General features: G+C 38.4%; 19 protein-coding genes. 8 read left to right on the top strand and 11 right to left on the bottom strand.

What is annotated here, in order from left to right; genetic code table 11:
- Positions 1-279 precede the first annotated feature (279 nt).
- Positions 280-1,113, top strand: coding sequence for a flagellin (locus ABMA78_RS01035; protein WP_392856180.1), 834 nt, complete (start codon positions 280-282; stop codon positions 1,111-1,113).
- Positions 1,114-1,181: 68 nt separating this feature from the next.
- Here ABMA78_RS01035 and ABMA78_RS01030 read toward each other — a convergent pair whose 3' ends face one another.
- Together ABMA78_RS01030 and ABMA78_RS01025 are read right to left on the bottom strand one after the other, a co-directional pair.
- Positions 1,182-1,526 carry a hypothetical protein gene (locus ABMA78_RS01030; protein ID WP_392856179.1) on the bottom strand — a complete coding sequence of 115 codons (345 nt, stop codon included), beginning with the start codon at positions 1,524-1,526 and terminating at the stop codon, positions 1,182-1,184.
- An 89-nt stretch (positions 1,527-1,615) separates the two neighbouring features.
- A complete protein-coding gene (locus ABMA78_RS01025; protein WP_392856178.1) occupies positions 1,616-2,023 on the bottom strand; it encodes a DUF523 domain-containing protein in 408 nt (135 codons plus the stop codon).
- A gap of 134 nt (positions 2,024-2,157) precedes the next feature.
- Here ABMA78_RS01025 and ABMA78_RS01020 point away from each other — a divergent pair, with 134 nt between their 5' ends.
- Positions 2,158-3,339, top strand: a complete 1,182-nt coding sequence (locus ABMA78_RS01020; RefSeq protein WP_392856177.1) for a hypothetical protein — start codon at positions 2,158-2,160, stop codon at positions 3,337-3,339.
- A 44-nt stretch (positions 3,340-3,383) separates the two neighbouring features.
- On the opposite strand, the gene ABMA78_RS01015 is transcribed toward ABMA78_RS01020, so the two are convergent.
- The 8 genes from ABMA78_RS01015 to ABMA78_RS00980 all read right to left on the bottom strand — a co-directional run bounded on the left by ABMA78_RS01015 (position 3,384) and on the right by ABMA78_RS00980 (position 10,418).
- The gene (locus ABMA78_RS01015; protein WP_392856175.1) at positions 3,384-4,874 is read right to left on the bottom strand and encodes an aldehyde dehydrogenase family protein; all 1,491 of its coding nucleotides are present in this window, start codon (positions 4,872-4,874) and stop codon (positions 3,384-3,386) included.
- 9 nt (positions 4,875-4,883) lie between these two features.
- Positions 4,884-6,095, bottom strand: a complete 1,212-nt coding sequence (locus ABMA78_RS01010; protein ID WP_392856172.1) for a thiolase family protein — start codon at positions 6,093-6,095, stop codon at positions 4,884-4,886.
- Positions 6,092-6,751 (bottom strand): 3-hydroxyacyl-CoA dehydrogenase family protein, encoded by a 660-nt coding sequence (locus ABMA78_RS01005; RefSeq protein ID WP_392856170.1) that lies wholly within the window; start codon positions 6,749-6,751, stop codon positions 6,092-6,094. Before ABMA78_RS01005 ends, ABMA78_RS01010 begins: the two co-directional genes overlap by 4 nt.
- Positions 6,744-7,607 carry a 3-hydroxyacyl-CoA dehydrogenase NAD-binding domain-containing protein gene (locus tag ABMA78_RS01000; RefSeq protein WP_392856168.1) on the bottom strand — a complete coding sequence of 288 codons (864 nt, stop codon included), beginning with the start codon at positions 7,605-7,607 and terminating at the stop codon, positions 6,744-6,746. The genes ABMA78_RS01005 and ABMA78_RS01000 overlap by 8 nt, the downstream gene beginning before the upstream one ends.
- A 7-nt stretch (positions 7,608-7,614) precedes the next feature.
- Positions 7,615-8,424 carry a Phenylacetic acid catabolic protein gene (locus ABMA78_RS00995; protein ID WP_392856165.1) on the bottom strand — a complete coding sequence of 270 codons (810 nt, stop codon included), beginning with the start codon at positions 8,422-8,424 and terminating at the stop codon, positions 7,615-7,617.
- Between the two features lie 98 nt (positions 8,425-8,522).
- The gene (locus ABMA78_RS00990) at positions 8,523-9,311 is read right to left on the bottom strand and encodes an enoyl-CoA hydratase/isomerase family protein (RefSeq protein WP_392856163.1); all 789 of its coding nucleotides are present in this window, start codon (positions 9,309-9,311) and stop codon (positions 8,523-8,525) included.
- Between the two features lies 1 nt (position 9,312).
- Positions 9,313-10,092: an enoyl-CoA hydratase-related protein gene (locus tag ABMA78_RS00985; RefSeq protein WP_392856160.1), complete on the bottom strand. Its 780-nt coding sequence runs from the start codon at positions 10,090-10,092 to the stop codon at positions 9,313-9,315.
- Between the two features lie 14 nt (positions 10,093-10,106).
- On the bottom strand, positions 10,107-10,418 hold the full coding sequence (locus ABMA78_RS00980; RefSeq protein WP_392856158.1) for an EthD family reductase: 312 nt from the start codon (positions 10,416-10,418) through the stop codon (positions 10,107-10,109).
- A 273-nt stretch (positions 10,419-10,691) separates the two neighbouring features.
- Between ABMA78_RS00980 and ABMA78_RS00975 the strand changes: the two genes are divergently transcribed.
- Positions 10,692-11,051, top strand: a complete 360-nt coding sequence (locus ABMA78_RS00975) for a hypothetical protein (protein ID WP_392856156.1) — start codon at positions 10,692-10,694, stop codon at positions 11,049-11,051.
- A 5-nt stretch (positions 11,052-11,056) separates the two neighbouring features.
- Here ABMA78_RS00975 and hppD read toward each other — a convergent pair whose 3' ends face one another.
- The gene (gene hppD, locus ABMA78_RS00970; RefSeq protein ID WP_392856154.1) at positions 11,057-12,130 is read right to left on the bottom strand and encodes a 4-hydroxyphenylpyruvate dioxygenase; all 1,074 of its coding nucleotides are present in this window, start codon (positions 12,128-12,130) and stop codon (positions 11,057-11,059) included.
- 94 nt (positions 12,131-12,224) lie between these two features.
- On the opposite strand from hppD, the gene ABMA78_RS00965 reads away from it, so the two are divergent.
- The 5 genes from ABMA78_RS00965 to ABMA78_RS00945 all read left to right on the top strand — a co-directional run bounded on the left by ABMA78_RS00965 (position 12,225) and on the right by ABMA78_RS00945 (position 23,845).
- Entirely contained in the window at positions 12,225-12,740 is a 516-nt protein-coding gene (locus tag ABMA78_RS00965; RefSeq protein ID WP_392856151.1) for an energy transducer TonB, read from the top strand.
- Positions 12,741-12,810: 70 nt separating this feature from the next.
- Positions 12,811-16,248, top strand: a complete 3,438-nt coding sequence (locus tag ABMA78_RS00960; protein ID WP_392856149.1) for a thiamine pyrophosphate-dependent enzyme — start codon at positions 12,811-12,813, stop codon at positions 16,246-16,248.
- Positions 16,245-17,582 (top strand): MBL fold metallo-hydrolase, encoded by a 1,338-nt coding sequence (locus ABMA78_RS00955; RefSeq protein WP_392856147.1) that lies wholly within the window; start codon positions 16,245-16,247, stop codon positions 17,580-17,582. The genes ABMA78_RS00960 and ABMA78_RS00955 overlap by 4 nt, the downstream gene beginning before the upstream one ends.
- Before the next feature lie 256 nt (positions 17,583-17,838).
- Positions 17,839-20,844, top strand: a complete 3,006-nt coding sequence (locus ABMA78_RS00950; RefSeq protein ID WP_392856145.1) for a coiled-coil domain-containing protein — start codon at positions 17,839-17,841, stop codon at positions 20,842-20,844.
- 349 nt (positions 20,845-21,193) lie between these two features.
- A complete protein-coding gene (locus tag ABMA78_RS00945; RefSeq protein WP_392856143.1) occupies positions 21,194-23,845 on the top strand; it encodes a hypothetical protein in 2,652 nt (883 codons plus the stop codon).
- Positions 23,846-23,864 lie beyond the last annotated feature (19 nt).

The following is a 23,864-nucleotide window of genomic DNA, read 5'->3' as shown; positions in this document are numbered from 1 at the left end:
TTATCGGTGAATTATTTATTTTATTTATAAACTTATCATTATAGAGTCTAAAAAAATTAGGGATTTTGGAACGCTTTCTAAATTTTAGAAAATGTAAAAAAAAATATAAAATAATTTAATATTTTCCTAAAGCTTTCATTTTCACCTCCGAGAAGATTCATGTTAGGTCAGAAGACTTAATTAAAAAGTTAATAAAATTCACAAGAGCAGTATGCTCATTGTTCCAATGGTCGGGACAACCCTGAGTACGGGGGGGAAATAGATCACGGAGGTATCACAATGGGTATGCGTATTAACACAAATGTAACGTCTTTAGCTGCACAAAGATCATTAGGTCAATCAAATTCAGCTCAATCAAAGTCATTAGAAAAACTATCATCTGGTACAAGAATTGTACGTTCAGCTGACGATGCTGCAGGTCTAGCAATTTCTGAGAAATTAAAAGGGCAAATTAGATCAACTAATCAAGCAGAAAGAAACGCGAGTGACGGTATTTCAATGATTCAAATCGCAGAAGGTGGTCTGAATGAAGTATCAAACATCTTAGTAAGACTAAGAGAACTATCTGTACAAGCTGCATCGGACACAGTAGGTGACACTGAGAGACAGTTTACAGATCTTGAATATCAAAACCTTAAGCAAGAGATCCAAAGAATTTCAGAAGTTACTGAGTTTAACGGAAAGAAACTTCTAACTGGAACTGGTGATAAGTTTGATATCCAAATCGGTATTAATAATGATGATTTCCAAGATAGAATTCAATTTGATACGAATGTTCTGAATTCTTCTCTTGAAAACCTAGGTGTTGCTGATCTAGAAGTTGGATCAAAAGAAGGTGCTCAATCTGCACTTGCAAACCTAGACACTGCAATTGAAAGTATTGCAGGACAAAGAGCTGAGCTAGGTGCTAAGCAAAATAGATTAAATTCTACAATTAACAACCTACAAATCAGTTCAGAAAACTTAAGTGCAGCGAACTCTCGTATCAGAGACACTGACTACGCAGCTGAGACAGCGAAGAAAGCTAAGAATGATATTCTTGTTAACGCTGGTTCTTCAGTACTTGCTCAGTCTAATTCTCAAGGTGCTGCAGCTCTAAAACTAATTGGTTAATTAAAACCACAATAATTACTGCAAAAGGATGGCCCCGCGAATGCGGGGCTTATTTACTTGCCATCCACCTAGTGAGTAAATTCTGATTGAATCTCTGAGTTAATTAAAAGCTCAACCCCAAGGCCATCCAAGGCATCAAGAACTTCATCAAATTGATCTTTTACGATTGTGATCGTCTCACTATTAAAATTTTCATTTAAATGGTTTTGTAAGAGAGCAAGGTAGTTTGCCGCCTCAACGCTTCCAAGTGAAATTGAATCATTGATAAGATGATTAAACTTCATATTAATGATTGATTGAAAATTCTCCCAGTCTTCAGGATTAACTTTTAAGTATTCAAGTTGATGACTAAGGTGCTTCATTCGTCCTTGTAAATTTCTTGCTTGAAATTTCTTTAGTTCTAATTCATTCATCTAGACCCTCCTAGTGCTCTAGTAGGTCTATCTTAATTGATTTTGTAATTGAGTTGTTACAGCTTTGTTAGATGTATGAAAACTTTGGATTAGTCGATTGCTTGAACTTGGATACCGTTCTCTTTTAGCTTCTTTGTAAACTCACCATCACCTTCGATGAGGTTACCAGCAAAACTTCCATCGTAGACAAGACCTGCTCCACACATTGGTGACTTTGATTTTAAGAGGGCCTTGGTACATGAGTTTTCCAATGCTATCTCTAAAGATCTCTGGGCACCTAGTTCATAGTTGACACTGACGTCTTCTCCGTCAATTGTAATGAGCTTTCCATCAACATTTTCTGCTGGTGGACGAGGAGTGGGAAGTCCTCCAAGCTCTTCTGGGCATACAGCGATGGCCTTGCCTTGAGCAACTAGGTCACTTATAAGTTGTTGTTTTTTGTGCTCACCGTCATATCGACACTTCTTACCGGCCAAGCATGCACTTACGATCATCATATTTAACAAGAATACGTTAAAATCGTCGATTTCGCCACTGTGTGTCGAGGATTCTTGAATAAATTACAATATCATTATTGAAAATCCTATTTATGGTAAAAAATCGGACTAAATGAAGTTTTTGGAGACGGACTTTGCTTAAGGCATTAACACTTATAACTATCTCTCTTCTTGTTCTATGTTCATGTGGAACTCCTGGCGGAGATGATGGTGCTAAAAAGAATGTGACGAGACAGACCTCGAAATTAGAGACCTCAACGAAGGTTAAGTTCGACTGTTTCGAAGAGGGACAGTGTACTGACTCATTCATTCTCTTTATCAATAGCGCAGGTGAGTTCCCAACATACTGTACTGGTTATATGGCCGATGAACAGCATATGGTTGTTCCATCACATTGCGTGGCCGAGGCAAAATGTAGTTCTATTGCAGCAAAGACAACAAATGGCCGAGTATATCAGTGTGGTGAAATTCTTGCTGGCCAATCACAATTCAACGAAGAAAAAACTTATAATGGAAATTTCACTACGATCAAATTTAAAGAAGTGATTCCTGGAAACTATGCTGAAATTTCAGATAATAAGATGAGTGACTTTAGTTACTACCAATTATGGTTCATTAAGAAGAAGCTTGATAATACTGGTTATGAACTTAACCGCATGAGATATAACTGTCGAAAGACAAATAATAATGTTCTCTTTCCAAGTAATAATGATGATTCTTCAGCAGTTGCTATGAAGAATTGTAATATCCGCGATGATTCAATGGGTGGTGGAGTTGTTGATACAAGAACAGGAGATGTTCTTGGGCTTGTTCATGGATCGATTAATGAAGATAAGACCTTTAGACGATTTATGCACGGAAGAAAAGGATCTACTCTTACTCTAGCAACACCAATTAAATGTATCTTGAAAACATTTAACCTTGATGATGAGGGTGGTGAAGAAGCTAGCTACTGTAATGATCCTGTTTATCGCCCTGGTACAGCACAGCACTCTAAGCAATTAGCTGACTTATTTAGATTTAATAATCGTCGAATTGATCATGTTTTTTCTAGGCTTGCAGGAATTGGTGATAATTACATTCGCTACCGTGAGTTCTTTGCTCTAAGTTATGAAAGTATTCCTTATCAGTACCCAAGGGTTAGGATTTGTGAATTTCAACCTTACCTAAATCGTAGTTATGAAATTTATGGACGTGACTTTATCACGACTTGTATTGATGCTAATCTCGATATTGTATTTAGAGAAAGTCATTTAGAGAAATCATTCTCAATCTATGATGACTTTGGTGATATTGCTCTTAAAGTATTATACTAATAAAAAAAAAGGCCTTCATGACGAAGGCCTTTTTTATTATCTATCTAGAATAGTGCATCAAACCACATTTTCCCTTCTCGAGTATTGCAGTCAGATTCCCATAGGTGTTTCACTTCAAGGTAGGCCTTGATACCTTCTTCTCCCATTTCACGTCCAACACCAGATTGCTTAAAGCCTCCAAATGGCATTCCTGGATTAAGTAGGTGATACTCATTAATCCATACAGTTCCTGCTTCAACTTCTTTTGCAATATTAAGCGCACGCTCTTCATTCTTTGACCATACAGCACCTGCAAGTCCGTAAATTGAATTATTTGCTAAAGAGATTGCTTCTTCTTGCGTTGAAAATTTTGTGATTCCAACAACTGGACCGAAAATTTCTTCATGCCAAATTGTATTATCAGGAGTGATCTCAAATGCTGTTGGTTGGATATAATAACCCTTGGCAAAGTCACCATCAGTGATACGTTCACCACCATAAATAAGCTTTGCACCTTCTTCTTTTGTCTTATTGATATAACCCATGATTGTATCAAATTGCTTTTCTGAAACAACCGGACCAAATCCTGTTGTCTTCTCTGGCGTTGGGCCAATAGCAATTTGAGCAATTCTCTCTTTAAACTTTGTCATGAACTCATCATAAATCCCATCTTGAACAAGCAGGCGAGTACCTGAGTCACAAGCTTGACCTGAGTGGTAGAGGAATGCGTATAAAGCACCATCAACCGCAATATCAAGATCAGCATCGTCTAAAACGATATTGGCAGACTTTCCACCAAGTTCCATTGTTGTGTTCTTAATCTCTTGTGCACTTTGTTTTAGAATTTCACGTCCAACGGCCGTTGATCCAGTAAAGGCAACTTTAGAGATATCTTTGTGATTAACTAGGTATTGCCCTTCTTTGGCCCCACCAGTTACGATATTAACAACACCTTTTGGCACACCAGCATCAATAAGAACTTGTGCAAGCATCATTGCTGTTACTGGAGTTTCAATCGCTGATTTTAGAACTGTTGTACAACCTGTTGCTAGAATTGGCCCAATTTTCCATCCCGCCATAACAAGAGGGAAGTTCCATGGAATAATTTGTGCACAAACACCTACCGGCTCATAGCGACGAGTGTTCTTAGAAAAGCCAGCTCTTGTGGCCTTTTCATCAAGTTGTTCAAACTTGAAATTTGTTGCAACCTTACTCATGACTTTAAAGAAGCTTGCAGTGTTGTGAAGGTCTGCAGCGGCTTTTCTAAAAGTCGATCCACTGTCTTTAATTTCTTGTTCGATGAACTCTCTTTTTCTCTCTTTCAAAAGCTCCGAAACTTTTAACAAAATTTCTCCTCGCTTAGCAGGAGTCATGTCACGCCACTCTTTATTGTAAAAGGCCGTCTTTGCTGACTGTACCGCCTCTTCAAGGTCTGCAGTTGAAGGGATATGAACCTTCGCTACAAATTCACCGTTAGAAGGGTCAATTGAATCAACCATTTCACCAGTTGATGATGGCCTAATCTCTCCATTGATATATAATTTTACTTCATTCATGTCTTGCTCCTATTTACAATTCTCTACACTTAAAGAAACACCTTGCCCAACTCCGACACACATTGATGCAAGACCTTGTTTAAGGTTTGCATTGTCTTTCATGATATGAGTAAGTGTCGTTACAATTCTCGCTCCTGAACATCCAAGAGGGTGTCCAAGTGAGATCGCTCCACCACGTAGATTAATTTTTGATTCATCAAGGCCTAGTTCGCGAATACAACCAAGTGATTGAGATGCGAAGGCTTCATTTAGTTCGACAACATCAAAGTCCGAAATCTTCTTTCCAAACTTATCCATTAGTCTCTTTGTCGACTCGACAGGACCTAGTCCCATAATATTTGGATGAATTCCTCTCACTCCCGCACCAGTTAGCTTTACTAGAGGAGTTAGGTCGTGACGCTTTAAGAAGTCTTCACTCACTAGAGCAACACAAGCTGCACCGTCATTCATCATTGACGAGTTTCCGGCCGTAACTGATCCATCTTTTTTAAAGACTGCACGAAGACCAGCTAATGCCTCTAAAGTCGTTGAAGGACGAGGCCCTTCATCTTTTTCTACTGTTAAAGTTTGTTTTCTTAGTTTGATTTCAACAGGTAGAACTTCGTCGTTAAAGTCTCCATTCTCCCATGCTTGACAAGCTTTTTGGTGAGAGGCCAGTGCAAAACGGTCTTGATCCTCTCGAGAGATTCCAAGCTTTGCTACAACTTCTTCGGCCGTTTGTCCCATTCCTAATAGGGGAAACATTTCTTCCATTTTCTTATTTGGAAATCGCCAACCAAAAGTTGTGTCAAACATTTGCGAGTCTCGTCCAAATGGAGTTGATCCTTTAGAGATCACAAGAGGTGCTCTTGTCATACTCTCTGCTCCACCTATCAGAAGACAATCTGCCATCCCTAAGTTAATACGTGACCAACCATCGATAATAGCATCAAGTGAAGAAGCACAAAGACGGTTAAGAGTTACTCCTGGAACCTCAAAAGGAAGACCTCCAAGAAGTGCGGCCATACGTGCAAGGTTGCGGTTATCTTCACCTGCTTGATTTGCACAACCAACGATCACATCGTCAATTTCTTTCATGTCAAAATCAAAGTTTTGAGAAAAGTCACGAAATAGGTTGGCCAGCATGTCATCGACACGTAGGTGAGCAAGACTACCTCCTAGTTTTCCAATTGGAGTTCGCTTGGCATATACAATATATGCATCTCTATTATTTAAACTCATAGATTCATCCTTAATAGTCGTGATGGACGATAACGTGCATCACCTGTAATTTCTCTTAACTCTTCAAGAAGAAGTAAGATTTTTTCAACGCCAATTTTCTCAGACCACTCAAATGGGCCAAGAGGGTAATTTACTCCAAACTTCATTGCCTTATCAATATCAGCATTTGAGGCAAGGGCCTCTTCTTTAGCAAAGTATGCTTCATTTATAATTTGAGAAATTACTCTTGGATAAGTAAAGCCAATACCAATGTGGTTAACGATTTCTAAGTCAAAGCCAAGCTTTTTAAAAACATCAAATGTTGCTTCTTCAATAACGTCGTCTTTCATATAGAATTCAAAGCAGCTCTTTGGCGAATAGAAAGCTGCCGCCACTGCACCAAGTACATTCTCATATTGTCCGATAAGGTATTCACCCCAGTTTACTGTAAGATCTGAGACTATTGGCCCTCCGAAGACGATGTCGAGATGTTCATAGAGATCCATCTTTGAATTGCGATCAAAACACGTTAGGTCAATTACGAAGTCTGTTTCATCGAAGTCAACACCATCAAGTGTGTTGATACTATAAGGATCAACGACAATTGAAAGAAATTCACTTCCAAGAACATTCTTATAAAGAGGGTGGTTATCACTTACTAAAATTGTTTTATTCATAACGATAGAACCCCTCTTTTACTTTGCGTCCAATACGGCCACTATCAACCATTTCTCTTTGAATTTTATGTGGCCTAAAACGAGGTTCATAATAGTATGAGGCCCATACAGACTGCGTGACATCATAGTTGACATCAATTCCGATAAGATCCATTAATTCAAATGGCCCCATTCTAAAACCACCAACATTTTTCATGACACGATCTATTTCTGCGACCTGCTCTTGGTCATAATTTTCTAGGCGGTGAAAACTTTCGCCGTAAAAATTTCTGGCCACACGATTAACGATAAAGCCAGGAGAGTCCTTACATAGAGCAGGTTTTTTTCCATAGCGTTCAAACCAATCATAAAGGGCGTGAGCACAATCTTTTGAACTCCAAGGTGTTTCGATAATCTCCACAAGCTTCATAATTGTTGCTGGATTAAAGAAGTGCAGTCCTAGAAATTTCTCTCGACGAGATTTTGATAGGTCCTTTGCCATCTTTGTGATTGGGATTGATGATGTATTTGAAGAGAATATTGTTTCTTCTTTCATAACTTCATCAAGGCGTGCAAAGACTTGTTTTTTGATATCAAGGTTTTCGACAATTGCTTCAATAACAAGGTCGTGATCAACCTGATGATCTTTCATTTCAACGATGCTTAAATTGTTCTTAAATGCAGCAACTTCTGCTTCGTCAAATTTGGCCTTGCTTTGTAATTTATCCCAAGAAGAGTGGATGAGATCACCACTTGCTTGGGCCATCTCTAGGTGTTGGTCAACTAGTTCAACCTTAGCACCATGCTGGCAAAACCACTGGGCGATTCCTCGCCCCATAGTTCCTGCACCAATAACTAGTACACTTTTTATATTCATTAAATTATTACCTTTGTGGTTGTGCGTCTTCGTCGTAAACAGGAAGAACAAGTCCAGCTTGCTGACAAAGCTCTTCTACTTCTTTTACAAAAACATCGCGAACAACTGCATTTGTTCTCTTTTTAAGACCTAGTTTTACGTATAGGTCATTTGAGCGACCTTTAGTCGAACCAAAGACATTCATTACACGTGGCCACCAGATATTTAATCTTTCTTGTAGAAATTCTTTATTTTCACCTTCAGCAAGAATCTTGATCCACTTATCTCCGTGTGCAAGGTGCATGATTTCTTCTTTATAGATTCCTTCAATTCCTTTCTTCCAAGGAAGGTAGCTTGAATCAAGAGTGTCTTCTAACTGGTGACCTGCGGCCCTATCCATTAGGAAGTTAAATAGAATGAAGTCTTCCCAAAAGTTAATACCGTAGTAGAAGATATTTACACGGTAATCTTCTTTTAATCTTTGGAATCCAATTTGTGCTTCGTCTTCTGGCATCTTGAATCCAAGTTCTGACTTTTCAATATGTGAGTCAACATCTTCACCAAGACCTTTAAGAAGTCTGTAACAAACAGAAGCATGTCTCATTTCATCTTTAACGATTTGAGCAACAACAACTTTTTCTTGCATCGTTGGTGCCTTTTCAATCCATGGTGCATATCCTAGCGCTCCAGAGTATTCTGAATCGTGTTGCATCCATAGAAGGTTTCTTAGGGCCTTCTTATATAGAGGAGGTAATTCATCTCCCTTATCAAATTTCTTACCATTTTGAATGTCTTCAAATAATTGTAATTCTTCTTGAGTGTATTCTCTTGCTGCCATATGGCCTCCTTTTTTTAGGGTTCCAGCAGACTTTTACGTAAGCAAAGCGTCACTTAGTGATGCCATGCTTACGTAAAAGTCTGCGGGAACCCTTCATACTATTTTCCTAAAAACTTTGCTTGTCTCTTTTCAAAGAATGCCGATAGGCCTTCTTTGTAATCTTCACTATTTCCTAAGAATCTCTGATATGCGGTTTCGCGATCCATTGATTCTTTAGAAGTGCTGTCAATTGCAACACCAATATTCTCTTTAATTGCTTTCACACTAAGAGGTGCCATGGCATTAATTTGCCCTGCCCAAGCTTTCGCATCAGTTAATGCCTCTTCGCTGACTTTATTAATAAGGCCTGCGCTCTCTAATTGCTCACTAGTTAAGGGAGCATTGAAGAGAAAGTACTCCATCGCTTTCTTTGGCCCTAGTGCTTGAGTAAACATATGAGTTGAGCCAGCATCTGGACAAAGTCCTAGTTTTGAAAAACCTGAAACAAACTTGATTCCAGGCCTTGCTACAACTAAGTCACAGGCAAGAGCAACAGATACGCCAGCCCCGGCAACGACGCCTTCAACTGCTGCAATAACAAGCTTCTTTGAGTTTTTGATTGCATTTACAAGTGGGTTCCACTCTGTTTCAAGAGTGACTCCAAGATCAACTGGTTTTTCACCCGCTTGTACAGTGCGATCATTTAGATCTTGGCCTGTGCAAAATCCTTTGCCTTTAGAAGCAAGAATAATGCAGCCAACTTCGTTATCTCTATTTAGTGTACGGATCGCAGAAATAATTTCTAACTTCGCCTCTTTTGATAGAGCACCGTAAACTTCTTCACGGTCAATTGTGATAACACCTGTGAAGGCTTCTTTTTCGATAATAATATTTTTAAACTCAGACATTTTAATTTCCTTTGTACTCTGGTGAGCGCTTTTCTAAGAAGGCACGCATTCCTTCTTTTTGGTCGCTACTTGCAAATGTGAGATAAAAATTTCTTCTTTCAAAATCAACACCATCGCTTAAGCTCATTTCAAAGGCCTTGTTAACAGACTCTTTGATAAGCTTAATGGCAACAGGTGCTTTATTTGCGATATTCTTTGCCATCTCAAAAGTTTCTTGAAGTAGAGTCGTGCTAGGAACAACCTTTGCAACGAGTCCCCAATCCATGGCCTCTTTTGCCCCAAACATTTCACCTGTCATGGCAAGCATCATGGCCTTCGATTTTCCAAGAGCACGTGTTAGTCTTTGAGTTCCACCAGCACCTGGAGTCGTTCCAATTTTAATTTCTGGTTGACCAAATTTTGCGCTATCTCCTGCAATGATAAAATCACAGTGCATCGCTAACTCACAACCACCACCAAGAGCGAAGCCGTTTACGGCCGCAATGATTGGTTTTGTGATTTGAGCAAGTTGTTGCCAAGAGCGAAAGCGATTATCATTGATTTGATCAATTGGAGTTGCTTCAACCATTTGTGCAATATCTGCACCAGCGGCAAATGCGCGGTCATCACCAGTTAGAATGATGACACGAACTTGTGGGTTATCATCAAGTTCGAAAAGTTTATCAACTAACTCTCTCATTAGATCTGTTGAAAGAGCATTCAAAACCTTAGGGCGATTAAGCTTCACTAGGGCGATATGCTCGTGTCCGTTATATGGAAATTCACAAAGGATATTACTCATTAAAATTTTCCTTATTAAAGAGTGATGACTTCTTCTTTAGCGAAGTGAACTGAAACGATCTCTTTAGCAAAATTAAATAGATCCTTTCCACATGCCATATTTTCTTCAGAGCTCATACCTGCTTTAAAGTCGTCTTTATTTTCAAATACCATTTCTGCGATAACGTGTAGGTCACTTGCTCCACGAGGAGTTCCCGTGATGCGGTTTAAGCGTAGCTCTTTCATGCTTGGAACTTTCTTTACAAGTGGAGTGTGAACTTCTGCATAGTGCTTTTCCCATGCGTCGATATCGTTTGGAATTTTATAAATGGCGATTAACTTGTACATAAGTATCCTTTCTTTGAAGTTGTGTCGTATTGTTTAAATTTTAGTTAATTAAATCAATATTGTAGGGATATGAAGGGCCTTTTGAATAGGCTAGTTGAGTCATTTTTTGACGTATTTTCAGTGGTTTAGATAAAGGAAAACCATATATTAGTTTAATCTAATGGAAAATATCAGTTTTTAATGACGCCATGTGAAATACTTTCAATAATAAACATTGCCTTTAGATTTTCGTCTATATTGCCGCATCTAAAAAAATTAATCCCGGAGTGGAAAATGAAAATATTAATCAAATTAATTCTAGTAGCAATGGCAATTCAGGCGTCATTTGCCTTAGAAGTTTCACCAAGAGATGTGCGTGCGCACGTAATTGAATCTTTTCGCCCTTTTCATGAGGCCCATATTGTTATTAATACAGAGCGAGAAGATATTATCATTTCTAAAGAAGTTATTTGCGAGAACTTCTTCTTTGAATGTTCTGATAAGTCAGAATACGAAGTCCTTGAAGGATTTGTTGAAGTGATCAATTCAATTCGCGATCGTGCTTATAAAGCTTGGTCAGATATGACAATTGATAAAAGATGCTTTGCTTCGAGATCTTTTCAAAAACAAAGCATCTTCAGTTGTATTAAGTAATTAGTTTAATCCAGGTATCCTCTGGCCATTTGATCTCTTTCAATGGCATCAAAGAGGGCCTGGAAGTTTCCTTCCCCAAATCCATTGTGATTCTTTCTTTGAATAAATTCAAAAAATAGCGGACCAACATATGTATCAGTGAAGTTCTGGATTAGGTATCCTTCTTCATCTCCATCAACTAGAAGTTGACGGTCTTCAAGCTCTTCTAGGCTTTCTGTAACATTAATCCCACGTCCTGAAATACCTTCGTAATACGAGTGAGGAATATCGAGAAATTTAATATCTCTTTCTCTTAAATCTTTTACTGTTGTTAGAATATCTCCACAAGTTAGAGCAATATGCTGAACACCTGCACCGTTGTGACGATCAAGGAATTCTTGAATTTGGTCCTTTCCACCGGCTTCTTTTGGCTCATTGATTGGAATAATAACTTCACCCTTTGGAAGCTGAACAACTTCTGAGTTAAGTCCTGTTTTTGAACCTTTAATATCGAAGTAACGAGTTACCTTGAATCCGTATACACGGTCATAGAACTCAACCCATTTTTTCATTTCACCCTTAGGAACATTATTTGTTAGGTGGTCAATTCTTGCAACTCGTGAGCCTAGTGGACGTGCCTTTGGGTCCTCATCAAGTTTTGTAAATTCTGGACGGAAGAATGAGCGAGGTCTTTCAATAAACTCGTTGGCAACATCTCCAAAACCTTTGATACGAGCACTCTTATAAACACCGTGCTCATTTTCTGTGATAACAACTTCTTGTAGTGACTCTGCACCACGCTCCATTGCTGTCTTATATGCGTGTTCACAATCTTCTACTAAGAATGAAATTGTTGAAACACCTTCACCGTGGTCCTTGAAATAACTTTCTGCATGGCCACCTTTTTGTGCTGTTAGAAGAAATCTAACTTGCCCTTGAGTGAAAAGCTCTTTGCTTTCACTTTGCTTTTCATATGTCTTAGAAAAACCAAATGTATAGAATAATTCTTTCGTGGCCGTCTCTAATGAGTCACATGTGAATTCTAGGTGGTCAATGGCCAGAACCCCAAGTGGGTTCTCTGGAGAAATTTTTGAGTTCATAAAAACTTCCTTCTTTAAATTTTGCTGTTTGAATAGAGTATGGAAGATACTAACGATTTTTCCCAAATGGAGCAAGATGCATTATGATATGTGCATGAAGCATCGTTTATGGTTTTTCTTTTTTGCACTAAGTCTAGTGACTCATGCCGTTATCTTCTTTTCAAATATTCGAAAGGGTGAGCAGCAAATGAGGCGCGAGCGAATTGGTATTGATATTCAAATTAAGGCACACGCTATTAGTAAGAAAGATGAAGAAGAGATAAAAGAAAAGAAGCTTGAACAAAAGCCCAGCAAAAGTGTTCAGGCCAAAAAGAAGTCTGTTAAATCTGAGCAGCAACAGGTTGTGACAAATAATACCTTTGATAATCAAATCGTACACTTTGAAGCGCCGATTTATCCACGTTCTGCCAGAAGGTCTGCGATAGGAGGAAGTGTTACAATCTCTCTCGTGGTGGGTGTTGACGGTAAGGTTATCGATGCCAAGATCCTAAAGTCAGCTGATTATACAGCTTTTAATGAAGCAGTTCTAAGCGTTGCCAAACAGTGGCAATTCAAACCTCAAAAGAGACAAAATACGTATACTAAAAAGATTGTGTTTACTATTGAGTAATGACGCTTTGGTTCGTCAAAAAACATAATAAAAATTCTATACTTGCACCTCAATTAAATTTAGAGGAATTATGAGTCAATATAGAATTCTCAATGGGAATGAGTTAATCATTCAAGGTGCTCTTGAAGCTGGTTTTAATCTTTACACTGGTTACCCAGGGTCACCGTTAGCAGATTATTTTAATATCTTATATAAGAAGAAAAAAGAATTTCACGATAAAGGCATCCGTGTTGTGATTGCTAACTCTGAGGCCAATGCTGCTGCGATGGCCAGCGGTGTAAAGCAAGCGGGACGTGATTGTATTGTGGCCATGAAGTCAATGGGGCTTCATGTAGCAAGTGACGCTCTATCTGTTGGTAACTTTGCTAATCCTGCACGTCCAAAGATTGTTGATGGAAAGGAAGTTTATCCGGCAACAGTTATTTGTGTTGGTGATGACCCTTGGTCAATGTCTACTTCAACGGCAGCAGACTCAAGGTATCTTTTTAAGCATCTTCATATGTCTTTTTTAGAACCATCAAATCCGAAAGAGTTAAAAGATTGGATTGCTAAAGCGAAAGAGATTTCATCAAAAACAAGTCTCTATCAGGGGCTGCTTTTAACTACTTTCTTAGCTGAAGGTGGGGGACGCGTTGAGTGTTTCGATGAAGCTCCAATTGAGGCCGGATTGATTGATATCGATCCTTCAACTTTTGATCTTCAAAAGAATGTTATGGTTCCACCAAATTCGCTTCTTGCTGATATTAGCATGATTAAAGAGCGTTTCCCTAAGCTACAAAGCGTTCTAAAAGAGATGGCCCTTGACCAAGTTTTTGGAAAATCGAACGCAGATATTGGATTTATCTCAAGTGGTGTTATTTTTGAAACACTTAAACAATGCTTAGAAGAAGGTGAGTATCTTGATCACTTCTCTTTATATAAAGTTGCCTCTTCATTCCCACTAGTTGATGACTTATTAGTCCCATACTTAAAAGGCCTAAAGAAACTTGTTGTGGTTGAAGAAAAGAGAGGCTTTCTTGAAGGAGAAATTCGCTCTCTTTGTCAGAAGCATGGCCTGACTCTTGATATTGTTGGTAAAGACTTTAAGGACTCTGAAGGCTTTCCTGCATTTGGTGGGCTTAGTTATGAGATCATCAGTGAAAAACTTGAAGCACTGAAAGACTATCTTGAAATTGGCCAATGTAAATCATTGGCATTCGAAGAAAGAAATTTCGGAGAGATTCTTCCAAAAAGACTTCCGACTTTTTGTCCAGGTTGTCCACACCGTGAGACTCTTTCTCTTTTAAAAGATCTTCGTCGTTGGCTTAAGGCCCAAGATATTGACCTTATCACTCACGGAGATGTTGGTTGCTATTCGCTTTCATTCTTACCTCCGTTTGGAGAGATGCATAACTTATCTGCAATGGGGCAAGGTGGTGCTCTTGGAGCTGGGATGGATCTTTTTACAAAGAATCCTTCTGTTGTTCTTATGGGAGACTCAACTTTCTTCCACTCTGGTTTAACAGATATTTCAAATTCAGTTCAAGCTGATCACGATATTACTTATATTCTTTTAGATAATGATAATACGGCCATGACAGGGCACCAGATGACTCCTGCTTCTCAAGTTAACGTAGAGGGAAGTAAGAGGCCAAAGCAAGATATGTTAAATATCGTTCAAAACCTTGGCGTTAAGGTTGCTAAGGAAGTCAATCCATCAGATCGCTACTTTTACCAAAACCTTATGCGCGAATTTGTTGTTCAAAAGGGTGTGAAGGTAATTATTTCTAATAAAGAATGTTCTCTTACTTACCAAGCAAAGGTAAGAGCAAAGGAGAGAACTCAGATAAAACAGAAAGGGTCTTTAACTGAGAAAACTTTCTATCAAATTAATACTTCTGCTTGTGAAGATTGCCGCGTTTGTATTGAAGAGACAGGTTGTCCTGGATTAACTCAAGTGATGGATGCTTACGGAACTAAGATGGCAATTGATCCTACTATTTGTGTGGCCGATAGTTATTGTACAAAAATGAAGGCCTGCCCTAGTTTTGAGAAAGTTGTCGTTAAGGGTTATCACCCGACAATGTATCGAGATAGTGATCTTTCTCACTTAACATACGATCTTAAAGAGTTTGAAACGAAGAAGACATTTGATGCCATTGCTAGTGGAGACACTTGGCGAATGGTTGTAACAGGTGTTGGTGGTTCAGGGATTACTACAATCTCTAAAATTATTGCGAATGCATGTGTTGAAATGGCCGGCCGTAATGATCTTGATTTTAAATTTATGGATCAAAAGGGCCTTGCTCAAAGAAATGGGAATGTAACTGGGCATATGTCAATTTGCCACAAAGATAAGTCAATGGGAGCGGTTACTCCACGTGGTGGATCTGATGTACTCTTAAGCCCTGACCTTTTAGATGGTATTGGGCAACTTGGATTTCTAAAGACTGAAAATGCTGTTGCCATTTTTGATGATTCATATCAAGTGCCTCTTTCAATTCTTCTTGATAAAGGGGAGAGTGAAGAGAGCTTAACAAGAGCAAAGCTTATTGAAAAAGTCAGAAGCAAGGGTGATGATCGAATTATTCTTGTGCCACTTAAGAAGTGGTGTGATCTCTTCTTTGGAAAGGCCGTTTATGCTTCAAGTATGATTCTTGGTTACGCATTCCAATTAGGCCTTGTTCCTTTTGGAGAAGACGATTTACTTGGTGCACTCAAAAAATCAATGAAACCTGCAGAGGTTGAAAATAATATTGCTTCGTTTAAGCTTGGGCGAGAAATGGCCTCGCTTGGTACTGAAGCCTTTGAGGCTAAGTATAAGAATCTTGTTATCAAAAGTAAGGACCCGCTTGATCTCGCAATCGAGTCTATTAAGGCGTCATTACTTCCATGGCATAATTCTAATTATATTATTAATAAGTTTAGAGAGCATCTTGATCAGGCCATCGTTGATATTAATTGGATGAGTCGTAAGGACTTAATTCAACTAATTCACGATCAGTATATATACAATCGTGGAAAAGAGACGACTGAGTTTATTTCAGGTGCCAGAGCTATTGGAACGATTGTTAAAGAGGAGAATCGAGTTCTTGCGACACGAGTTCTTGCTAAGACTTTTATCGTAAAAGATGAAGTTATGGTTGCGCACTTAATGCTTTCACCATTTTTAAAACAAATGGAAGAAGGGATCTATAGCTTCCTTGGAAAGTCATATTCAAAAGAGAGAATTAACCGCCCATCATTTGATATTTTTGGAAAGAAGATAGAATTTGATATTTCACCAAAAGATTGGCAGTTAAAAATTATGAGACACTTTAGATTATTACGCTCATTTCTTCCAGCATGGCACGAGAAGGAAAGAGAGATTAGTGCTAAAGTTAGAAATTTTCTATTTAATGGCATCCAAAAAATTGAGGCAAGAAATAGTCAATACCACGCCCTCAAACTTCTCGATAATATTAAAGGTTACAGGGAAGTTCGCTACAATAATGCACAAAGAGTATTTAAAGAGTTGGAGATCAATTGAAGCAATCAGTTTCAGCAATATTTATCTGTGAGGACCAAGTCCTTATCATGAAGAGACAAAACTACCTAAGAGCTTTTCCTGGCTATTCTTCTTTTCCTGGGGGAAAAGTTGATGAAGAGGATGTTGTCAATGGTGGAGATGACTATCTTCTATTTGCTCTTAAAAGAGAAATTCAAGAAGAGCTTCATATAAATATTGATGAGCTATTAAAGTCTGAACATATTAGCGATGTGAAACAATATGCATTAGCAGTAACACCGGACTTTAATCCACATCGCTTTGAAAATTACTACTTCAAGGTCTTTGTTAAAGATAAGAAGGCCATCGATGAAATAGCCTTTCACTTTGATGAAGGGGAGATTGCCAAGGCAACGTGGATGAATTGCCACGAGGCCTTTACTGAATATAAGAAAGGTCATCTTTTAGTTGTTCCTCCTATGATTACAATTTTAAAGGATCTTGATCGAGATATTAATTCTGTCGACTTCCTTGATGCTAATTTAAAATATGACGGAGAGAAGCAAGTTCCAATGATTGAGCCTTTATTTGGTCTACGTCAGTACATGCCTCTATCGCATACTTTTCCTCCAGCAAATCGTACAAATTGCTTTGTTATAGGAGATGATAACGGAAAGAAAATTGTTATTGATCCTTCTCCGAAGAATGAAAAAGAATTAGATAAACTTATCTATGGGCTAAAAGAACATCGCTTAAGTGAAATTTTTCTAACACATCACCATCCAGATCATCACGAATTTAGTCGTGAGTTGGCAAAAAAGTTAAGCCTGCCTTTTTCCATGTCTAAGGGAACTTATGAGCATCTCCTTGAAGACTTTGGACAGGACTACTTTGAAGGCCACGATGTAAAATTTTATAAAGACGGTGACATTATCACAACGTCATGTGGCCATGATGTGAAGCTTGTCACAACTGGTGGGCATGCTTTTGGCCAGAGCTCACTTCTTCGTGCTGACGGCTCATGGATGATTGTATCTGATCTTATTCAAACAATTGGAACAGTTACAATTAGTGGCCGAGGCTCAGATATGCGAGAATATTTTCAATCTCTAAATCATGTCATTAATCTTAATCCACAAGTTGTGATGCCTTCACATGGTATCTGCCTTGGGGGAACCAATAAGATTAAGCAAACTCTTGATCATCGAATTGAAAGAGAGAATCAAATCCGTGCTTGCTTGGAAGAAGGCAAGAGTCGTGAAGAGATCTTTCAATCAATATATCCTGATCTTCCTGATAGACTACACAAGTATGCTTATGCGACGATTGACTCTCACTTAAATAAATTGGAAGAGTTTGGGCCAGGACTTTGCTAAAAAGCAAATTTTATTGGCACAATTAATTGCACAGTTTTTGGTGAATAGTAATTTTACAATTGAAAATTATTCTTTGATATCAGCTAGTTAAAGTTGGTCTAAAAATTATCTTGCACCTAATTTATTAAAATTATTCACTCACACCCTTTCTCAAGTGAAAATGATAGAGGGGAGTGGTCAACTTTATTGTCGGTTAAGTAAAGAAATAAAACTTATTAACCGATAAATTAAGAAGATTAATCTATGTGAGGAAGAAATGAAAGTTGTTAAATCATCGATTATCCTATTATTCACGATTAACTCAAGCTTTGCTAATGGACAATCAGGTCTTATTAGTGGAGTGGCTGATCAAAGTGGTGACATGCTTGGCGCTGCGGTTGGTAATGCGGTTGTGAATGCAAGTGGGCAATTCAATGCTGTGGACCCTGTTCAACAAGTCCTTGTTCAACAAGTCTATAACATCGCTGAAACGAATAATGATTTTGAGAAGTCGATTCGTCTTAAGCGTCTACAGCTTAGAGAGCTTGAAGGTGGGGATGGAATTAGAAGTAAAGTTCCTCCGATGTATTACAGTGCAAGCTTCCTTCAAACTGGTCTTATGAGTCGTATTGAAGATCCAATGGACGACTTTAGTTATGATAATCTAATCGAATTGAATTATGACGATGGTGACAAATCACTAAAGGGATTATCGAATTCTCCTTTCACTTTTAAGCAAAAAGTACAATATCCACATAGTTCTGCAGTGGCCGTTGGAAGCAATCCTTGGAATAATGCGACTGCTTTTCGCTTTGATGAAGCCTACAGGCCTTGTACTGGTGATGATTCAATTTCTGAGAATCGTCTAGGGACGAATGGTGAGTTCCTTGAGTCATTTATGTTTAAGCTTGATAGCCGTTTTAAAGGCTGTTCTGATGACTATTTAACAATAGATGAAGATCCATTTAGTATAACACCAAAAGTTGACCCTCAAAAATTCTGTAATTGCGCAAATAAGATAACTCATTCTGATGAACAAGAAGAAGAGCTAGGTCAGAAGGATGTTATTGATAACTTCTCTGATAAAATTTATGAAAAAGTTGTCGCTCACAGAGTCAAAGAATTTAAAGACTTCTTAGAGAGCGCAAGAGTTCGTTTTGATGAATTTGACAAGCACAGCAATGTGAATGACCCGTATAGTTGCTCTGGGCAGAATATTGAAAACCTAAGTAATAAGCTTAAGTCTTGTTTTGCAGGAAGGCTTGGTGATGCTATTGATAAGAAACTGGAACTTGATTCTTCGGATGATATGATTGGCCTACACTTTATGACAACGATTCCAGCTCTTGGTAACTCGTCTAGACAGTCTCGCGCTAAGAATCGCTTAGAGCAAATCTTTGAAGACATTGATAAAAATGTTAGTGGACAAAGACAGATGTTCACAACTGATGAAGAAAAGCTAAAAGAATTCGCAAATATTTTTATCTTAGAATATAGCCAGCATAAAAGAGGACCTTTAGGGTTTCCTCGTTCATATGTGGCACGCTTAAATAAGTATATCTATAGTGATCCTGTTATGTATGGAGCTTATCAAGATTTTAGAAAGCAGGAACTTGATGTAACGGATAAAACATTAAGAGCAAAGGCCAATTTAGAAAATAAAAGTTATGGTTGGGGAAGCTCTTTTGTCGATAATATGTATATCTCTCAAGTTCAGGAAGATATGCTAATGTTACAATTTGCAACATCAATTTCCAGTCAAACATTACCACGACTACTTGATGGTTCTTCAAAGGCATCTCTATCTGAAATCTCAAACGCTCTAAATGCTCTTGAAACGAAAAATGATCAAGGCGCTAAAGTGATGGGAGATATGTATAACGTAATTAGAAATCAGCACGAAGATGAATTAAGAGCAACATGTCGTCAAAAAATTGAGGCCCTTGAAAAGGATTGTAACAGTAGTCCTAAAGAGATTATGTCTTCTCTTTCTTTAGAAGAATTCGTTGCGATTAATGATACAAATAGTGAAGACGTTTCTTTGAATTCAAGAAAGTATTGTCTTGCCCTAGATATGGGTGTTACCAATGAGAATGCGGCCAAGCTTGCTAGCTCTGTTGTTTCGGACTCACAAAAAGTCTTAGAGCAAATTAAAGGCTCATATGATCCAACGACTGGCCTTGCGACTAATAAAGTAAAGAGTGACGACGATTCAAAATTAGATGGAGGCCTCGGAGGCTTTGTTGAAAGAGCTAATACTGCTGGTGATATTATTAATAATGGACAAGACTCAGGTGTCGCAAATGATGGAAGTTCAAGCGAGTATAATTTTGATGAAGCTGCGCAATTTCTTGAAAGCTACAATAGTTCAAACTCAGCTGTCGCTAATTCAAGCTTTACTAGCTCCAATGTCATCGATAGTAACTCGCTACAGTCGATGATTCAAAATCCGACGACTTCTGTAAAGTCCCTTGAAGATGTAAGATCAAGAGTTGAGGATGAGGCAGAGGCGATTGCTAAAGAGATCGAAGAGAATCAAAGCTCAACTGCAGTTTCAACTGATGAAGCAAGTCAGAGTGCTGAGCTTAAGGCCGAATTAGCTGCGCTGAAGGCACAAATTGCGGAGCTTAACTCTGCTATCACATCAAAGAACGAAAGTAGTGATCCTACGGATGATCCTGAAAGAGAAAAGAGAATTGCAGCACAAAGAAATAAAGTAATGTCTAATATTGCTGCCAACAGCGGTTTTGGTGGAGGACGTCGTGATACTTCGGCTTCAGGTTCTCCAAGAGCTGTTCAGCAGGCTTCAGGTGGTTCTAATATACCAACTAACTCAGGTGCAAGTGGTGCAGGAAGTATTTCTTCTGCGGGTTCAGGAGTGAGTGGAATAAACCGTCTTGGGGCAACTGGTGGTCTTGGACTAACATCCGGTTCTTCGTCTTCACGTGCAAACTCTGGAGCTGTGGCAGGAGATAATATTGCAAAAAGTGATCAGCGATTAGTTGCTAAGGCCATTGCTGAAGGAAGTAATAGTGTTGTTCTGGCCGATGGTCGAGTTTACTATATCGGGCATGATGAAGATGGGAATGTTATCCTTTCAGAAACTGCAGAGGAGGTTCTAGCAAGTGTACCTGGGCCAGAACAAGAAGGTCCTCAATTGCCAACACCAAAGGCCGAAGATGGACCAAAGCGTGAAATTGCATCTGAAGGTGAAGAAACTAAAGCACCAGGTGAAGATAGTATTTACTCTAAATTCTTAGATGCTGCCGAAATTAACGAATAATCAAATTCACATTCTAAACAATAGAAAGGGCCAGCAAATGCTGGCCTTTTTTGTTTTTTTTCATTTTTTTTAAACTTTTTTTGAAAACAGAAAGTGTTGAAACGACGACTATTATTGGCGTAGGAGTATTTTGTTGATTCTAAGATATTTATTTGATTTTGAACAAATGTACACGTGAATTCAGTGAGTTTGATCACTTGCTATCTAAAGTTTTAAAAAGCTATTTAGAAAATATATTTTTAGCGTCCATAATATATTGAAGATAGGAAGGGGTACAATAAATTTTGGTCACTTAAGAGAATTCTTAATGCCACCGATAGACAAAATGGATCAGGTATCCGGGACGGAAATGAAATTAATTAAAATATTTATTACAACGACATTATTTACTCTACAAAGCACAACCCAAGCTGTTGGCGTATTCGGTGCTGGTATTGGCACTGGCTCTGTCGCAGCACCTATTCATCAAAACCTACTCATGTTAAGTCAAGTCGATACAGTAGTGGCCGATGCAGGTACTTTTCTTCTTGAACAAGTTGATCAAAACGAAGATACGTTTAATGAAATTAGAAAAAATCGTATTCTTGGAACAAGTGATCCATTTGTCGATATGGAAAAGACCTTAGCAAAGGCTGGTTGTGTTGGAGATCGTAAGAGCTCCTCTCCGGCAGATACTCAAATTGACCAAGTGACACAAATGGAAATCAGTATGTCGAGATATGGTAATGCATGTCGAGATACTCTCTACAGTGTTGACCTTAATGAAGGTGCTAAAGAGAAAATTGAAGTTAAGCAATACTGTGAATGCGTAAGTAATGTGACAACTTCTGTTACACAAGAGCAGTCATTAATACCTAATTCAGATGAAGCTTATAAGAATAAGTTTCATTCTGCCATCGTTGCGAGTCGAGTTTACAATCTACTTGATCTTATTAGAGACAATGCCGGCAGACTAGAGCGTTACCGTCATAAGTTATCTATTAGAGATAAAAACTTTGATCGATTCACATGTACAAAGAGTGATATTGATAAAATTAGTCAAAAGATTGAGTCTTGTTTTGGCCCTCAGGTTAGAGATGCTATTGATAAGAAGATTGGCTATAATTTAGATAACCTCTTGAAGACAAATGCTGAAGGAGAAGCTAAGAAGCGCCTTAACCAGTTGTTTACGAGGTCTAATTCTGATATCGATGAATACTTCGATGAAAAAATTGCAGCAGAAAATGTGGCCCTTGATGGAAAGGGTGGTAGTAAGAGAAATCAATTCATTGATCTCTTTATCGTTCGTTTCAATGAACAAAGAATTGGTGGAGAAGGATATTCTAAGTATTACAAAGATGACCTCAAGGCCTACGTTTATAATAATAAAATTTTTAGTCGTGAGTTTTATAGCTTTAGAGAAAGAGAGATTGCAAAGACAGATAAACTAAGTCGATCACTTTACTATCAAACAAATGGGAAAGAAGGTCGTCTTGATTATGCCGATCAGATTTTTACTGCTGAGGAAGAGGATCAATTCCTAATTCAATACGTATCATTCTTTGGATCAAAATTTATGAAGTCAATGGTTCGTGATGCTGATGACTTTGAGCAAGTAACGAAGGCATTAAAAGAAATTAAAAATGAGGGTGTTGATACTAAGAATTTTATTTTTGATTCCCTAATGAATCACTTAACTGATTTGAAAGAAGAAGTCATTAGTGAGTGTGAGAGTCGAATTGAAGAATTAGAATATACTTGTAACCCTTCAAATTTTGATGATGTAATGAAAAGTGTTTCTGCCGTTGAGTTTACTGAGGCGAATGAGTTATTTGGTGGTAACAATATTGAAACGGCTAACTTCTACTGTTCCGCTGTTGATAAGGGAGAAATTTCTCAAACTGTAGCAAGTGGTTATGGAAATTTTACTTCGACTTATGATCCAGCATTAGTTTTTGATGAAGTACGTGGAAGTCACGGACAGCAAATTGCTTCAATTAGAGAGTCTTATGAAAAAGGAGGACTCGCAAATGCTTTTAATAATGGTGCTAAGGCAAGTTCAGGTATTGATAATGTAGCAAGAGATGCAGTGGATGATGGAGCTTTTTCAAAAACGGCCGAGTACTTAAATAAGAAGTATACAAATACTCAAGGTGCTGGGATCAATCCAGAGTCGCAAATGACAACAATGGGACAGGCCCAAGTTGCACAGGTACAAACGAATACAATTTCCTCAGCTACAGATACAAAACATGAAAGAGTAGAAAGAGAAATCGAAAATCAAGTTGAGAAAATTGAAAATCAACTTGCTACTAATGTTAACGATGACACTGAAGCACAAGAGCTTAGAAAGCAACTACGAGAACTTAAAGAACAATTAGCTAATGTCGCAAAAAATGCACTTGCTGTTAATGAAGAAAGTTCAAAGAAAAGAGAAAGATCCCCTGCAAGTGAGCAGGTCTTTAACGACGATGCTTCGTATAATGGAGTCCATGCTTCAGGTTATGCAGGGCCTGCAAGTTCTCATTCTCAGGTTAGGGCGCAAGCTTCTGCTGGTGCGAGTGGTGGCCGTGGAGGTGGTGGTGCAAGTATTGGGGCCTCTGCTTCTACAGGCATGGCCGCGGCTGCAAGTGCTCTTGGTCCACAAGAGATGGCATCTGGGCTAAGCTTATCAAATAGTGCAAGATCTGATGTCCTATCTGTTTCAGATAATCGTATTGGCAAACAAGATCGAAAACTTGTTGCAGATGCTATTTCAAAAGGAAGCAACCGTGTCGTTCTAGCTGACGGACAAACATATTTCATCGGTCACGACGATAATGGTAATGTCATTCTATCTCAGTCAAAGGATGCACTATATGAAGTTGCGATGCTACCTGAATTAGAAGGGCCACAATTAGAGTTTGATCAAATTAAAAAGCTAGATAACGCAGGTCGTTCTATAGCTTCTGAGCCTTCAAAAGTAAGTTCGGAGGAAAGTATCTACTCAAAATTTCTCAATGCAGCAGAAATATCAGAATAATTTCTTAGAATAAACCGAT

Origin of the sequence: Halobacteriovorax sp. RZ-2 (genome assembly GCF_043196685.1) — a bacterium.
Lineage (GTDB): Bacteria > Bdellovibrionota > Bacteriovoracia > Bacteriovoracales > Bacteriovoracaceae > Halobacteriovorax_A.
The sequence above is the reverse complement of the archived record's forward strand: the minus strand, read 5'-3'. Positions and strand labels throughout refer to the sequence as shown.

Excerpts from the sequence above, each read along its gene's own strand:
- ABMA78_RS01035 (WP_392856180.1), top strand. The coding sequence starts at position 280 with ATGGGTATGCGTATTAACACAAATGTAACGTCTTTAGCTGCACAAAGA.
- ABMA78_RS01030 (WP_392856179.1), bottom strand. The coding sequence starts at position 1,526 with ATGAATGAATTAGAACTAAAGAAATTTCAAGCAAGAAATTTACAAGGA.
- ABMA78_RS01025 (WP_392856178.1), bottom strand. The coding sequence starts at position 2,023 with ATGATGATCGTAAGTGCATGCTTGGCCGGTAAGAAGTGTCGATATGAC.
- ABMA78_RS01015 (WP_392856175.1), bottom strand. The coding sequence starts at position 4,874 with ATGAATGAAGTAAAATTATATATCAATGGAGAGATTAGGCCATCATCA.
- ABMA78_RS01010 (WP_392856172.1), bottom strand. The coding sequence starts at position 6,095 with ATGAGTTTAAATAATAGAGATGCATATATTGTATATGCCAAGCGAACT.
- ABMA78_RS01005 (WP_392856170.1), bottom strand. The coding sequence starts at position 6,751 with ATGAATAAAACAATTTTAGTAAGTGATAACCACCCTCTTTATAAGAAT.
- ABMA78_RS01000 (WP_392856168.1), bottom strand. The coding sequence starts at position 7,607 with ATGAATATAAAAAGTGTACTAGTTATTGGTGCAGGAACTATGGGGCGA.
- ABMA78_RS00995 (WP_392856165.1), bottom strand. The coding sequence starts at position 8,424 with ATGGCAGCAAGAGAATACACTCAAGAAGAATTACAATTATTTGAAGAC.
- ABMA78_RS00990 (WP_392856163.1), bottom strand. The coding sequence starts at position 9,311 with ATGTCTGAGTTTAAAAATATTATTATCGAAAAAGAAGCCTTCACAGGT.
- ABMA78_RS00985 (WP_392856160.1), bottom strand. The coding sequence starts at position 10,092 with ATGAGTAATATCCTTTGTGAATTTCCATATAACGGACACGAGCATATC.
- ABMA78_RS00980 (WP_392856158.1), bottom strand. The coding sequence starts at position 10,418 with ATGTACAAGTTAATCGCCATTTATAAAATTCCAAACGATATCGACGCA.
- ABMA78_RS00975 (WP_392856156.1), top strand. The coding sequence starts at position 10,692 with ATGAAAATATTAATCAAATTAATTCTAGTAGCAATGGCAATTCAGGCG.
- hppD (WP_392856154.1), bottom strand. The coding sequence starts at position 12,130 with ATGAACTCAAAAATTTCTCCAGAGAACCCACTTGGGGTTCTGGCCATT.
- ABMA78_RS00965 (WP_392856151.1), top strand. The coding sequence starts at position 12,225 with ATGAAGCATCGTTTATGGTTTTTCTTTTTTGCACTAAGTCTAGTGACT.
- ABMA78_RS00960 (WP_392856149.1), top strand. The coding sequence starts at position 12,811 with ATGAGTCAATATAGAATTCTCAATGGGAATGAGTTAATCATTCAAGGT.
- ABMA78_RS00950 (WP_392856145.1), top strand. The coding sequence starts at position 17,839 with ATGAAAGTTGTTAAATCATCGATTATCCTATTATTCACGATTAACTCA.
- ABMA78_RS00945 (WP_392856143.1), top strand. The coding sequence starts at position 21,194 with ATGAAATTAATTAAAATATTTATTACAACGACATTATTTACTCTACAA.